The organism is Kitasatospora sp. NPDC088391, assembly GCF_044753345.1.
GTDB lineage: Bacteria > Actinomycetota > Actinomycetes > Streptomycetales > Streptomycetaceae > Kitasatospora.
Window position 1 is genome coordinate 804,586 of sequence record NZ_JBIVNB010000003.1, and the last position, 13,515, is coordinate 818,100.

At 72.7% G+C, this 13,515-nt stretch carries 12 protein-coding genes, 1 tRNA gene and 1 pseudogene; 8 read left to right on the forward strand and 6 right to left on the reverse strand.

The window, feature by feature from the left end:
- Window positions 1–20: 20 nt before the first annotated feature.
- Window positions 21–686 (reverse strand): DUF461 domain-containing protein, encoded by a 666-nt coding sequence (locus ACIQBJ_RS12375; protein ID WP_400707846.1) that lies wholly within the window; start codon window positions 684–686, stop codon window positions 21–23.
- 372 nt (window positions 687–1,058) lie between these two features.
- On the opposite strand from ACIQBJ_RS12375, the gene ACIQBJ_RS12380 reads away from it, so the two are divergent.
- The 6 genes from ACIQBJ_RS12380 to ACIQBJ_RS12405 all read left to right on the forward strand — a co-directional run bounded on the left by ACIQBJ_RS12380 (window position 1,059) and on the right by ACIQBJ_RS12405 (window position 7,354).
- Window positions 1,059–1,541 (forward strand): CarD family transcriptional regulator, encoded by a 483-nt coding sequence (locus ACIQBJ_RS12380; RefSeq protein ID WP_014136563.1) that lies wholly within the window; start codon window positions 1,059–1,061, stop codon window positions 1,539–1,541.
- A gap of 216 nt (window positions 1,542–1,757) precedes the next feature.
- Window positions 1,758–2,519: a 2-C-methyl-D-erythritol 4-phosphate cytidylyltransferase gene (ispD, locus tag ACIQBJ_RS12385; RefSeq protein ID WP_400708149.1), complete on the forward strand. Its 762-nt coding sequence runs from the start codon at window positions 1,758–1,760 to the stop codon at window positions 2,517–2,519.
- Window positions 2,509–3,021, forward strand: a complete 513-nt coding sequence (gene ispF, locus ACIQBJ_RS12390) for a 2-C-methyl-D-erythritol 2,4-cyclodiphosphate synthase (protein ID WP_400707848.1) — start codon at window positions 2,509–2,511, stop codon at window positions 3,019–3,021. The genes ispD and ispF overlap by 11 nt, the downstream gene beginning before the upstream one ends.
- A 79-nt stretch (window positions 3,022–3,100) precedes the next feature.
- Entirely contained in the window at window positions 3,101–4,495 is a 1,395-nt protein-coding gene (cysS, locus tag ACIQBJ_RS12395; protein ID WP_400707850.1) for a cysteine--tRNA ligase, read from the forward strand.
- Between the two features lie 94 nt (window positions 4,496–4,589).
- The gene (rlmB, locus tag ACIQBJ_RS12400) at window positions 4,590–5,579 is read left to right on the forward strand and encodes a 23S rRNA (guanosine(2251)-2'-O)-methyltransferase RlmB (RefSeq protein WP_400707852.1); all 990 of its coding nucleotides are present in this window, start codon (window positions 4,590–4,592) and stop codon (window positions 5,577–5,579) included.
- 233 nt (window positions 5,580–5,812) lie between these two features.
- Entirely contained in the window at window positions 5,813–7,354 is a 1,542-nt protein-coding gene (locus ACIQBJ_RS12405) for a DoxX family membrane protein (protein WP_400707854.1), read from the forward strand.
- 85 nt (window positions 7,355–7,439) lie between these two features.
- On the opposite strand, the gene ACIQBJ_RS12410 is transcribed toward ACIQBJ_RS12405, so the two are convergent.
- From ACIQBJ_RS12410 to ACIQBJ_RS12420, 3 genes are all read right to left on the reverse strand, one after another.
- Window positions 7,440–8,258: an NDP-sugar synthase gene (locus tag ACIQBJ_RS12410; RefSeq protein WP_400707856.1), complete on the reverse strand. Its 819-nt coding sequence runs from the start codon at window positions 8,256–8,258 to the stop codon at window positions 7,440–7,442.
- A 95-nt stretch (window positions 8,259–8,353) separates the two neighbouring features.
- Entirely contained in the window at window positions 8,354–8,791 is a 438-nt protein-coding gene (locus tag ACIQBJ_RS12415) for a hypothetical protein (protein WP_400707858.1), read from the reverse strand.
- A 233-nt stretch (window positions 8,792–9,024) separates the two neighbouring features.
- Complete coding sequence (locus ACIQBJ_RS12420) at window positions 9,025–10,113, reverse strand: ABC transporter ATP-binding protein (protein ID WP_400707860.1); 1,089 nt, start codon at window positions 10,111–10,113, stop codon at window positions 9,025–9,027.
- A 300-nt stretch (window positions 10,114–10,413) separates the two neighbouring features.
- On the opposite strand from ACIQBJ_RS12420, the gene ACIQBJ_RS12425 reads away from it, so the two are divergent.
- Window positions 10,414–10,487, forward strand: a tRNA-Thr gene (locus tag ACIQBJ_RS12425).
- Window positions 10,488–10,541: 54 nt separating this feature from the next.
- On the opposite strand, the pseudogene xerC reads toward ACIQBJ_RS12425, so the two are convergent.
- Together xerC and ACIQBJ_RS12435 are read right to left on the reverse strand one after the other, a co-directional pair.
- Window positions 10,542–12,137 (reverse strand): annotated as a pseudogene (gene xerC, locus ACIQBJ_RS12430) (tyrosine recombinase XerC); the annotation flags it as partial.
- Window positions 12,134–12,757: a helix-turn-helix transcriptional regulator gene (locus tag ACIQBJ_RS12435; protein ID WP_400707862.1), complete on the reverse strand. Its 624-nt coding sequence runs from the start codon at window positions 12,755–12,757 to the stop codon at window positions 12,134–12,136. The gene ACIQBJ_RS12435 and the pseudogene xerC, both read right to left, overlap by 4 nt.
- A 127-nt stretch (window positions 12,758–12,884) precedes the next feature.
- Between ACIQBJ_RS12435 and ACIQBJ_RS12440 the strand changes: the two genes are divergently transcribed.
- Window positions 12,885–13,100 carry a hypothetical protein gene (locus tag ACIQBJ_RS12440; RefSeq protein WP_363640274.1) on the forward strand — a complete coding sequence of 72 codons (216 nt, stop codon included), beginning with the start codon at window positions 12,885–12,887 and terminating at the stop codon, window positions 13,098–13,100.
- Window positions 13,101–13,515 lie beyond the last annotated feature (415 nt).

A 13,515-nucleotide genomic window follows, 5' to 3' on the forward strand; every position in this document is an offset into this window, starting at 1 on the left:
CCGGCCGGTGCGCGGCGGCGTCAGTGCGCGGAGGCCGAGGACGACGGGTTCGGGGAGCTGCCCGCACCGGCCGTGGCGGGGGCGCTCGCACCCGTGGAGGCGGCGGGGGAGGCGGGGGCGCTCGCGCCGGCCGAGGCGCCCGCGGAGGCGGACGGGGCGGCGGAGGGCTTCGCGGCGTCCTTCGGGCCGAAGCCCTTGTACAGGTCGGAGGCCGGGTGCACGAGCGCGTCGCTGGAGACCTGGCCGGCCGTCTTGAAGGTGAACGCGGTCGGCGTGTAGCCGCCCACCGACACCTTCACGCTCGCGGCCTGGGCGGACGGGGCGCCCGCGGCGCCGAGCAGCACCGACTGGCCGGGCTTGAGGGTGATGCCGGAGACGGGGGCGCCACTGGCGTCGGCCAGCTTGGCGGGGGCGCCGGCGATGGTGACGCCGGTCAGCACGTCCTCGACGGTGCCGGTGTTGGCGATGTTGACCGTGACGGTGGCCGGGCCCGAGTACTCGCCGGCGCTGCCCGCGGGGGCGACCACGACGATGTTGTTGAGCTTGGCGTTGCCCACCGACGTCGCCGCGTTGTCCGGCTTGATCTGCAGCGTGGCCGGCTCGTTGCCCGCGCCGCAGGCGGACAGCGGGACGATCGCGGCGAGGACGAGGGCGGCGGCAGCGCCGCGTCGAAGGCTCCGGCTCACGGCGGCGACTTCTCCTTGGTGGGGATGACCCGCGGGAAACGGGTCACGGTCGGTGGTCGAGGGCCACACTACCGACCGCACATATCCGGCTCTCACGGGGTGGCCCCGTGTCGCGATCCGATCACGATCGGGGGTGCCCGGCGCGTCGGGGGCAAAAACTCAAGATCCAACCATGGTTTCGGGAGTGTGACCAGAGGTTTCGTCCCGCGGTCAGACCGCCTCCGACCTGCGGGAAGCCCTCCTCGAACATCGGTCGAAGCATGCAACGGGGGTGGTTGTCAAGCCCTGGAACCCGCCCTGACCTGCGAAAACGCCCTTCGGGTCAGCCGAAAAGCGTGTTATTCTGGTAAGCCACGGAAGGGGTCCTGTCACATGACGTTCAAGGTTGGCGACACGGTGGTCTACCCCCATCACGGGGCTGCGTTGATCGAGGCCATCGAAACTCGCCAGATCAAAGGTGTGGACAAGACCTACCTGGTGCTGAAGGTGCAGCAGGGAGATCTGACCCTCCGCGTTCCGGCGGAGAACGCCGAGTTCGTCGGCGTCCGCGACGTGGTGGGCCAGGAGGGTCTGGACCGAGTCTTCGAGGTGCTCCGGGCACCGTACACCGAAGAACCCACCAACTGGTCGCGCCGCTACAAGGCGAACCTGGAGAAGCTCGCGTCGGGCGACGTGATCAAGGTCGCCGAGGTCGTCCGCGACCTGTGGCGCCGCGAGCGCGAGCGCGGCCTGTCGGCCGGCGAGAAGCGGATGCTCGCCAAGGCCCGGCAGATCCTGGTGAGCGAACTCGCCCTCGCCGAGAACACCAACGAGGACAAGGCCGAGACGCTGCTCGACGAGGTGCTCGCCTCCTGAGCCGCCCGGCCGGTCCGCCCGACCGGCCGTCGGTGACGTGTCTTCAGCTGTTCCGAGCTGTCCTGACGCAGCGCCCGGTGGTGCCCCAAGCGGCACCTCGGGCGCTTCGCCGTGCCCGGAAGGGGTGTGGGCGCGGCGCGGTGGAGCACGCGGTTCCACTAACGTGCAGTCAGGAAGGGGGCCTGCCCGCCCGCGAATCCGCGTTCGGCACGGGCCATACCCACCTCGACCAAGGAGCCAAACCTGAACGCCTCAGCACAGCTCGCGGCGGCGGTCGTTCCGGCCGCCGGCCGCGGCGAGCGACTCGGCCCCGGCGCCCCGAAGGCGCTGCGCGAACTCGGCGGCGTGCCGCTGCTGGTGCACGCGGTCCGGGCGCTGGCCCGCAGCCGGGCGGTCGGCCAGGTGGTGGTGTGCGCCCCGCCGGACGGCGTGGCCGAGGTCGTCCAGCTGCTGGACAGCCACGGCCTGGACGGCAAGGACGTCCGGGTCGTCCCGGGCGGCGCCAGCCGGCAGGAGTCGGTCCGGCTCGGCCTGGCCGCGATCCCGGCGGGCACCCGGGTGGTGCTGGTGCACGACGCGGCCCGCCCGCTGGTGCCGGTCGAGGTGGTGGACGCGGTGGCCGCCGCCGTCCGGGCCGGGGCCGAGGCGGTGGTGCCCGCGGTGCCGCTGGCCGACACCGTCAAGCGGGTCGAGCCGCAGCCGTCCGGGCCGGAGCCGGTGCTGGAGACGCCTGACCGCTCCACGCTGCGCGCCGTGCAGACCCCGCAGGGCTTCGACCTGCCCGGGCTGGTCGCCGCGCACGAGCGGGCGCTCGCCGAGGGCGCCGAGGTGACGGACGACGCCGGGCTGATCGAGCGCTTCGGCGGCCGGGTCGTCGTGGTGCCCGGCCACGAGGAGGCGTTCAAGGTGACCCGCCCGCTGGACCTCGTGCTCGCCGAGGCCGTACTCGCCCGACGGAGGGCCACCGATGGCTACTGACCGCCCGACGGACCGCCCGATCCTGCCGCGCGTCGGCATCGGCACCGACGTGCACGCCTTCGAGGAGGGCCGCCCGCTGCGGGTGGCCGGCCTGGACTGGCCCGGCGAGACCGGCCTGGCCGGGCACTCGGACGCCGACGTGGCCGCGCACGCCGCCTGCGACGCGCTGTTCTCGGCGGCCGGGATCGGCGACCTGGGCGCGCACTTCGGCACCTCCCGCCCCGAGTGGGCGGGCGCGGCCGGGGTGGCGCTGCTGGCCGAGGCGGCCCGGCTGGTCCGGGCCGCGGGCTTCGAGATCGGCAACGTCGCCGTCCAGGTGATCGGCGTCCGCCCGAAGGTCGGCAGGCGCCGGGACGAGGCGCAGGCCGCGCTCTCCGCCGCGGTCGGCGCCCCGGTCTCGGTCTCCGGCACCACCACCGACGGCCTCGGCCTGACCGGCCGGGCCGAGGGGCTCGCGGCGATCGCCACAGCCCTGGTGTACGAGCGGCCCGCGGCGGGCTGACCCCGGCGGGCCGACCGCGGGCACGCCAATGCGGCGGAAGGTGGCGGGGCACCCCCCGCCGCCCACTACCCTGGTCGCTGTGAGCCTTCGCCTGTACGACACCATGACCCGCCAGGTACGCGACTTCGTCCCGCTGGTGCCGGGCTGTGTCTCGATCTACCTGTGCGGCGCCACGGTCCAGGCACCGCCGCACATCGGGCACATCCGGTCCGGCCTGAACTTCGACGTGATGCAGCGGTGGTTCCGCTACCGCGGCTACGACGTCACCTTCGTCCGCAACGTCACCGACATCGACGACAAGGTGATCGCCAAGGGGCGCGAGCAGTCCACCGAGTGGTGGAAGATCGCGCACGCCAACGAGCGTGCCTTCAACGAGGGTTACACCGCGCTCGGCTGCCTGCCGCCGAGCGCGGAGCCGCGGGCCACCGGCCACGTGCCGGAGATGATCGAGATGATGCGCGGGCTGATCGAGCGCGGCCACGCGTACGAGGCCGAGGGCAACGTCTACTTCGCGGTCACCACCTACCCGGACTACCTGGCGCTCTCCAACCAGGAGTTGGAGAACCTGCGGCAGCCCTCGGGCGAGGGCGAGACCGGCAAGCGGGACGCCCGCGACTTCGCGATGTGGAAGGCCGCCAAGCCCGGCGAGCCGAGCTGGGAGACGCCGTGGGGCCGCGGCCGGCCCGGCTGGCACCTGGAGTGCTCGGCGATGGTGCACAAGTACCTGGGCAGCGCCTTCGACATCCACGGCGGCGGGCTGGACCTGATCTTCCCGCACCACGAGAACGAGATCGCCCAATCCCGGGCGTACGGCGACGAGTTCGCCAACTTCTGGGTGCACAACGCCTGGGTGACGCTGGCCGGCGAGAAGATGTCGAAGTCGCTGGGCAACTCGGTGCTGGTCTCCGAGATGGTGCGGCGCTGGCGCCCGATCGTGCTGCGCTACTACCTGGCCGGGCCGCACTACCGCTCGATGATCGAGTACAGCGAGGAGTCGCTGCGCGAGGCCGAGACCGGGTTCAACCGGATCGAGGGCTTCATCGAGCGGGCCGTGGAGCGCTGCGGCCTCGTCGACGCCGCGCCCGAGGTGCCGTTGGCGTTCGCCGAGGCGATGGACGACGACCTGGGCGTGCCGCAGGCGCTGGCGGTGGTGCACACCGCCGTCCGGCAGGGCAACAGCGCGCTCGGCGCGGACGACAAGGAGTCGACGGCGGCCCGGCTGGCCGAGGTCCGGGCGATGCTCGGCGTGCTCGGCCTGGACCCGCTGGACCCGCAGTGGGCCGGTTCGAACGGGCAGGGCGAGGAGTTGACCGGCGTGGTCGACTCACTGGTCCGGCTCGTCCTGGACCAGCGCGAGGCGGCCCGCGGGCGCAAGGACTTCGCGACCGCGGACGCCATCCGCGACCGGCTCGGCGCGTCCGGGCTGGCGATCGAGGACACCCCGTCCGGCCCGCGCTGGACGATCAACCCGTAGCAACCAGTAGCCCCTCGGGGCGTGCGGGGGCCGTACCTTTGTATGGGTGCGGCCCCCGCGCACGAATGCAGACGCAGAGACAGGAAGTACAGCCATGGCCGGCAACAGCCAGCGCAGGAACCGACGCAACCCCGGATCGAAGAAGGGCGCGAGTGTCGGCACCGGCGGCCACAGCCGGAAGGCGCTCCAGGGCAAGGGCCCGACCCCGCGCGGCGAGGAGCGCAAGGGCCACCCGAAGCAGCGGGCCGCCAACGCGGCGCTGAAGCGCGAGCGCGACGCCAAGTCCCGCGCGGGCATGCGCCGGGCCGGCGGCCCGCGCAGCGGCCGGGGCGGCGCGGGCGCGGCCGAGCTGGTGGTGGGCCGGAACTCGGTGGTCGAGGCGCTGCAGGGCGGCGTGCCCGCGACGGCGCTGTACGTGCAGCAGTTCATCGACACCGACGACCGGGTCCGGGACGCCTTCCAGGCCGCCAACGAGCGCGGCATCCCGCTGATGGAGGCCCCGCGCCCGCAGCTCGACCAGATGACCGGCGGCCTGAACCACCAGGGCCTGGTGCTGCAGGTCCCGCCGTACGAGTACGCGCACCCCGACGACCTGCTGGACGCGGCCTCCGACGTCGGCCAGGACGCGCTGATCATGGCGCTGGACGGGGTCACCGACTCGCGCAACCTGGGCGCCGTGGTCCGGTCCGCCGCCGCGTTCGGCGCGCACGGCGTGGTGATCCCGGAGCGCCGGGCGGCCGGCATGACCGCCGGCGCCTGGAAGACCTCCTCGGGTGCGGCGGCCCGGCTGCCCGTGGCCCGCGCCACCAACCTGACCCGTGCGCTGGAGGCGTACCAGAAGGCCGGCCTGATGGTGGTCGGCCTGGCCGCCGACGGCGAGGCCGAGATCGGCGACCTGGACGCGCTGACCGGCCCCGTGGTGATCGTGGCGGGCTCCGAGGGCAAGGGCCTGTCCCGCCTGGTCGCCGAGACCTGCGACCTGCGGGTGCGGATTCCGATGCCGGGGCAGACCGAGTCGCTGAACGCCGGTGTGGCCGCGGGCATCGTGCTGTACGAGGCCGCCCGGCTGCGCGCCAAGCGCTGACGCTCCGTCACCGTCCGCGGGCGGTGCCGTCGTTTTCGTGAGCGAACCGGTCGGGTCCGGTCGGGCCCGGTCGGTTTTCTCATGATCACTTCAAATCCTCTCCCGGAATCCACCCGGGAGAGTGTCCTCCGGGCCCGTCACCCGGTTAGAGGGGTGTGGACACCAGAACTCCTCGGCGCCTCGGGCAGCGCCCCGCGGGGATAGACGACGGTCCGGGCCTCAACACGGTCCGGGTGCCGTCCGACCCGTCGAAGCTCAGCAGCACCCAGGCCAGCTTCCGGGTCAGGCTCTCCGCCCCGGTGGCCCCGATGATCGACGCCCCGGCCGGTGCCGCCTTCGGCGACCCGTACGGCCTGCACGGCGTCCGGCCGCTGGTCACCCCGCAGGTCGTGGTGCCCGCGGCCTCGGTCACCGCGCTGGCGGGCATCACCGCCGCCTCGGTCACCGGTGCCGCGCCCCGCCGCAAGGCGCGGGTGGTCACCGCCTGGAGCGGCCAGGCCGGGCCCGGCGACACCGCCGCGACCCAGCTGCTGGAGGCCGTCCGGCTCAGCACCGTGCCCGCCCCGGCGAAAGCCTTCCCGGGCGAGGAGACCCAGCAGCTGCAGGCCGTCCCGCGCCAGCACGGCCCCGGCGGCGACCCGGCGGAGACCCCGCACGCGGGCGTCCCCGAGGTGCTGGACGAGTCGGTGCGGCTCGGCGCCGGACGGCGCTGGCAGCCCGAGGGCGAGCTGCCGGAGGTGCCGTCGCTCGTCGAGGGCTCCAAGCACGCCTGGTACCCCGGCCGCCGGGTCGACCTCGGCCTGGTGCTGCTGCCGCTGCGGCTGCTGCTCGGCTCGCTGTCGGTGTACGCGGGCTTCAGCAAGCTGTGCGACCCGGTGTACTTCGACGGCGGCGAGCGCGGCTCGATGATGCGCTGGCTGTCCTCGCTGCACCCGTGGAAGGTCGCCCAGCCGCTGCTGGACTTCGCGATGGCGCACCCGGTGGGCGCCGGGCTCGCGGTCTCCTTCGCGGAGATCGTGATCGGCGTGCTCTCCATCCTGGGCCTGTGGCAGCGGCTCGCGGCCGGGGCGGCGATGCTGCTCTCCGCGGCGCTGCTGTTCACCGTGAGCTGGAAGGCGGTGCCGGTCTACGACACCCCCGACCTGATCTTCCTCGCGGCCTGGAGTCCGCTGCTGATGGCGGGCGCCCCGTTCGCCTCGCTGGACGGCCGGATCGCCCTGGAGGCGTTCCGCCGGCACGGGCCCGCCGAGCCCGGCGCGGTCCGGCGGCGGATGCTGCGCCGCCGGGCCGTGGTCACCGCGGTGGTGGTCGGCCTGACGATGCTGTCCGGCTCGCTGCTCGGCGCGGCGGTCCGCACCGGGGACACCCGGGCGCCGCTGAAGCCGCCGACCGACTACGGCAGCCCGGTGTGGCCCAGCGGCAGCCCCTCCCCGGCACCGGCCGCCCCGGCCGGCTCCGGCGCCCAGCCGACCCCGAGCCGGGCCCCGGCCTCGCCGACGGCCTCGCCGTCCCCGTCGCCCAGCCGCAGCGGGAAGGCGCCCAAGGCGGGCGCCACCCCGTCCGGGGGGTCCACCCCGACGCAGCAGCACGGCGGCGGCACGGGGGCCGGCGGCACGGGCGGCGGGTCCGCGGGCGGCACCGGCGCCGGTGGGACGGCGCCCAGCGCCCCGCGCTCGCCGCAGCCCACGCACGGCGTCATCGGCGGCCTGCTCGGCAGCGGCCCGCCGCTGCTGGAGCTGGGCATGCGCCCCGGGACGGGGGCGGGTGGGGCCTGACGGGCTCTGACGGGCCCTCAGTACGGCGGCAGGGCCCCTTCCGGAGCTTTCTCTCCGGGAGGGGCCCTCTTGTTCGTCCTCCGGGCTACTGGGCGGCCGCGCGGGCGGCGGCCAGCTCCTTGGCGGCCTCGGTGAGGTCCTTGGCGGTGTCGATGGCCCGCCAGTAGCAGCCCTGCGGCAGCTGGTAGCCGGCCAGTCGGCGGTCCCGGGCGAGCTGCGGGAAGGTGGTGCGCTCGTGGTCGCCGACCTCGGGCAGCAGCTCGCGGAAGCCCGGCGCGAAGACGTACAGGCCCGCGTTGATCAGGAACGGGGACGGCGGGGACTCGATGAAGTCCAGCACGTTGCCGAACCGGTCGGTCTCCACGGCGCCCCACGGGATGCGCGGCCGGGCCAGGGCCAGCGTGGCGACGGCGGCCCGCTCGTGGTGGAAGGCGGCCATCTCGCGCAGGCTGAACCTGGTCCAGATGTCGCCGTTGGTGGCGTACCAGGGCTCCTCGGGGCGGGGCAGCGCGGCCGCCGCGTACTTCAGCCCGCCGCCCCGGCCGAGCGGCTCGCTCTCCACCACCGTCCGTACCCGGAGCGGGAGTTCGGCCTTCTCCAGCCAGTCGCGCAGCACCTCGGCCAGGTGCCCGCAGGAGATCACCGCGTCGGTGACGCCCTCGGCGGCCAGCCACTCCAGCTGGTGCCCGATGATCGGCGTCCCGGTGCCGGGGATCTCCACCAGCGGCTTGGGCCGGTCGTCGGTGTAAGGCCGCAGCCGGGAGCCCTGGCCGCCCGCCAGGATCACCGCCTGGGTGACGGCGGGGGCGACCGCCCCGGGGGCGACGGAACCGGACGGCGCGGGACCGGACGGTGCGGGACCGGACGGGACGGAGCCGGGCGGGACGGGAATGTCGGCAGTCATGACGCCACGATAGGGCCCGCCCCACCCGGGGACGGGCCCTGCCGCGTGCCGCGTGTTGACGGTGCGTCAACCGGCGCGGAACTGCCTCCGGGGCCTCAGCCGACCACGCCGGCGGCGAACGCGCCGTCGCAGACCGGGCGGGCGAAGGAGCGGGCGCGCTGCAGGTCGCCCTGGTACTTCTTCACCGCGGCGCGGCCGAGGTCGCCGGCCAGCGAGGTGCAGTACGGCGTCAGCTTGGGGTTCTCCCGCATGGTGCGCTCCAGCAGGTCGAGCGCCGTGCCCGGGGTGTGGTTCTTCAGCTCCTCCAGCAGGTCCACCCGGAGGGCGTCCTGCGGGGCGAGGCCCTCGGTGTTGGGCGTCGTGGAGGTGCGGCCGATGGTGCCGCCGCTGCTGGAGGCCGCGACCACCTGCTGGTCCAGCCCGGTCGGCGGGGCCCACGGGACGCGGGTGACGGCGAGCGTGCCGGTGGTCACCAGGATCACCGGCAGGGTGAGGGCAACGGTCTGGCCGATGCGGCGAACGAGCTGTTTCACGCCCCAGAGCGTAGCGCTGCGTGCCGTGCTGTGAGCGCTGCGTTACCCCAACGAGTGACGGGTGTCCCGTTTTGTTCCGCCAACGGGTTGACGCGGCGGGCGGGTGTGCGAGCGCGCGGGCCTCCGGGGGCGGGAACGGCGGAACCCCCTGCCGACCGCCGTGGGCAGGGGGTTCCGGAAGACCGTGGGCGGCGGCGCCGTCGGGGACGGCGCCGGCCTGCGGGGTCAGGGGGTCAGTGGCTGAGGCGCTCGCCGGAGGTGGCGAACACGTGCGGCTCGTTGCCGACCGGGACGACGTGGATGGTCTCGCCGCGCTGCGGGATCTCCCGGCTGTGCACGCGGACCACGATGTCCTTGTCCTCGCCCGACACCTGGGTGGTGCCGTACACGAAGCCGTCGGCGCCGAGCTCCTCGACCACGTTCACGGTGACCGCGACGCCCTCGAGGCCGCCGGCCGGGACCACCTGGAAGTGCTCGGGGCGGATGCCGACCACGACGTTCTTCGCGTCGCCGGCCTTGGTGAGGTCCTCGCGGGCGATGTTGATCACCGAGCCGCCGAACTTCACGCCGCCGTCGACCAGCGGAACCTCGATCAGGTTCATCGCGGGGGAGCCGATGAAGCCGGCCACGAACAGGTTCGCCGGGCGGTCGTACATCGCGCGCGGGGCGTCGACCTGCTGCAGGATGCCGTCCTTGAGGACCGCGACGCGGTCACCCATGGTCATGGCCTCGGTCTGGTCGTGGGTGACGTAGACCGTGGTGATGCCCAGGCGGCGCTGCAGCGAGGCGATCTGGGTGCGGGTGGAGACGCGGAGCTTGGCGTCGAGGTTCGACAGCGGCTCGTCCATCAGGAAGACCTGCGGCTGGCGGACAATCGCGCGGCCCATCGCGACGCGCTGGCGCTGACCGCCGGAGAGCGCCTTCGGCTTGCGGTCCAGGTACTCGGTCAGGTCGAGGATCTTGGCGGCCTCTTCGACCTTGGTGCGGATGTCCGCCTTGTTCACGCCGGCGATCTTCAGGGCGAAGCCCATGTTCTCGGCGACGGTCATGTGCGGGTACAGCGCGTAGTTCTGGAACACCATCGCGATGTCCCGGTCCTTCGGCGGCAGGTGGGTCACGTCGCGGTCGCCGATCCGGATGGCGCCGTCGTTCACGTCCTCCAGGCCCGCCAGCATGCGCAGCGAGGTCGACTTGCCACAGCCGGAGGGGCCGACCAGGACGAGGAACTCGCCGTCCGCGATCTCCAGGTCGAGCGCGTCGACCGAGGGCTTGGTCGCACCCGGGTACACACGGGTGGCCTTGTCGTACGTCACAGAAGCCATGGTGCTTCGCTCCTTCACCGGCAGGAACGTGCCGGACGATCCGAGTAAAGGTGGATGTGGTGCCGCCGCCCCCGACTGGTCTGGACCACTGGTGCCGGGCGCGACTCCCCGTGACGCTACCTGGCCGTTCATCCTTTTGTCAGCCCTCGGCCGCCCCCGAGTTCCGCATCGATCCGGTCACGACCCCACCACCCGCCCCCTCCACCCCGCCGGCCCCACCCCGATACCCCCGCACCGCCGCGCCCCCGCCCGGTACACTGCCCACTGGTGCCGCCGCGGACTCCCGCGCACGGTCACCGCGCCTCCTTAGCTCAGCTGGCCAGAGCACCGCTCTTGTAAAGCGGGGGTCGTCGGTTCGAACCCGACAGGGGGCTCTCCTTACCACCCCGGATGAGCTGCAGGTTCGGCCTTCTGGGGGCTTCATCGCCGGCCTCAGACTTCTTGTCCGAGGCCGTTTGCGTGAGCGATGCGTGAGCGGATGGCCTGGTCGGCTGGGTGGCCGCCGTGGACTGGGCAACCTTGCGCGGCTTGTTCGATCGGGGGACGAGCTTCGCTGCTGCCTCGGCGATGGCCCGGTCAACCTGGGGGAGCAGGGTCGTGTAGGTATCCGAGGTGATGCCGATCGAGGAGTGGCCGAGCATCTCCTTGATCGTGTGGAGGTCCGCGCCCGCTGCGTGAGCGAGGCTCGCCGCGCCGTGGCGGAGGTCGTGCAGGCGGATCGGCGGTAGGCCGGCCTCGTCGGCCAACTCGCGGAAGCGGTCTGTGACGGCGGTCGGGTGCAGCCACTCGCCGTTCTCCTTGGTGAAGACCCGGCCGGTCTCGACCCAGGCGTCGCCCCACTGCTCGCGGTCGGCCCGCTGCCGCTCGCGATGCGCCGTCAGGACGGCCACGGTCTCGGAGTCGAGGGCGATGGTGCGGGCGCCCGCGTCGGTCTTGGGGTCGTCCTCGTAGACCTGCCAGCCGTCCACGACGAGCTGCTTGGCCACGGTGAGGAGCCCGGCCTTCAGGTTGGTGTCAGCCCAGCGCTGACCGCACGCCTCGCCGCGCCGGAGCCCTCGGAAGGTGATCAGGTGGAACAACGCGTACAGGCGGTCCCCGGCGGCCTGGTCGAGGAACAGGCCCGTCTGCTCCGGCGTCCAGACCATCACCGGGGACGGCCGCTCGCCGGTCAGCTCCCAGTGCTCGATCCGCTCCTCGGTCCACACGAGCGGCTTGGGTCGCTTCGCGGACTCCAGCTCGACGTGGGAGGCCGGGTTGAAGGTGATGATCTGGCGCCGGATCGCAGCGTTGAGGCCCGCCCGGAGCGTGGAGCGGATCCGCTGGCAGGTAGATGCGCTGACAGTCCGCCGGAAGGGCTCCATCTCGGCGATGGCAGCCTTGAGAGCCTTGCGCTGCGCGCGGAACTCCCGTCCCTTCCATGGGATCTGCGCCAGTTCGTCGATGGCGGCTCGCCGCTGGGCGTTCGCCTCGGCAATCTCGACGTTCTCCTCCTCGACGGCTGCGAACATCTCCTCCAGGTGCCGGACCCGGAGGCGGTCGAGCCGTATGTGACCAATCCGCGGCTTGAGGTAGAGCCGGATACTGCTCTCGTCCCGGCTGATCGCGGTCTGGCGGCCGTGCTTGCCCGCCAGCCATTGGTCCAGCCATTCGCCGACCGTCAGCCGGTTCTGGAGGTCCTGGCCGGAGGCGAGCCGGCGACGGGTCTCCTCGACGTCGGGCAGCGGCGCCTTCTCGTGGGCGACCTTCTCCAACAGATCGGCTATCTGCGCGAGGCCCTCGGGATCGTCCGCGTCCGGGATGTGCAGCAGCTCGCGCACCTGGTCGAGATCGGCCTGGGCGGTCTTCCGGGACTCATAGCCGGAGCGGTTGAAGGAACGGCGTGAGCCGTCCTCACGGTTGGGCAGTTCCTGGCGGATTGCGTAGGAACCGTGCTTGCGGCTGCTGAGCTTCTGGCAGGCCTTGCCGAGCGGTTTGCCGGTGTCGGCGTCCCGGCAGTAGCAGCGGTGGTAGGTGGAGCCTTTCACGGGGTTCCCTCCTTCATCTGGTCGTCCTTGTGATCGGTGTCGAGGAATGCGAGGTGGCTGGGGAGCAGTGGGGGAGTCAGCCTCAGCTCGCGCATGCGGTGCCGGATCGGCATGAGCTCCGAGCGAACGGCCTTCACGAGGCGGCCGAACTTGGCTTCGGCGCCGTGCGGCCAGTCCTTCCTCGCACCGGAGAACTGGAGTTGCCAGGCGTCGTGGTGCCCGGTCCGGATGCGGTGCTCGACGCGCGCGTACTCGCGAAACACGGCCGCGTCGCCGAAGTCCAGGTCCTCACCGGTGAACCAGCTGAACGCCGTCCACGGGTCTCGGCTCTCGTGCGGGAGGCAGTCCACGTTGGTGCTCCCGCCGAGCGGGAAGACCAGGGCGGCCGGCGGCGCGTCGACTGCCTTGGCGAGCACGAGCAGCTCCGGGACGGTGAGGGTCAGCCGACGCCCGGACTCCCAGTTCGCGATGACGTTGCGCGGGATGGGGTGGCCCAGCTCGTCACAGGCGTCGGCCAGGTCCTGCGCGGTCATGCCCAGCTCCTTCCGGCACCTACGAACCTCGGCGATCACGGTTCTCGTGACCTGTGCCGACCAAGATTCCACTTCGTCGTGTGTCATATCGACACTTTATTGCGGTGCAAGCTGCTCCTCGATCCCGGACCTGCCGGGGCCGCCGACCGGGGCTTGCCCCCCGTGAATGGAGACAGCTGTGCGAACTGAGACGGGCAACCAGGAGCTCGCGGGCATGAGCCGGGCGGAACTGCTTGCGTTGCCGGCCGCCATCGACCTGGACACCGCCAACCGCGCGATCGGCCTTGGCCGCAGCAAGGGCTACGAACTGGCGCGGCGGGACGTCTACCCGTGCCGCGTGCTGCGGTTGGGCAAGAAGTACCGGGTGATCACCGCAGACCTCCTGCGGCTGCTGGGCATCGACGTTGTGCCGGACGGTGCAGTGGCGTGACGACAAGGCTGCAGGTCGAGCCACGAGCTTGTCTGCCGTGAGAGGACTGCCGGCCGAGCAGTGGATCTTCCGCCAGGGCGGTCGTATCGTCGCGTCGCCCGCCGGTCGCAAACCGGCGCAACGCACTCCAACCGCCTGCGAGTTGGGCCCAATCGGCTCATCGGCTCATCGGCTCGGCAGGCCGGGAACGCGACGGCCCTCGGTGCTACCAACACCGAGGGCCGGACGAAGTCCCCAGATCAGCGAATCAGTTCAACCGGTGGCAGCGCGACGGTCGAGGTCGTGCGCACCAGCGAGGAGCTTCACCGTGAACTCTACTTCCCGCCAGCCTGCGTCGGGAGACCCGGCGAAGGGCTGGCCCGCCGTTGCCGTCCCCGGTCAACCCGGTCACTACCTACCGGCGGTCGGTCAGAAC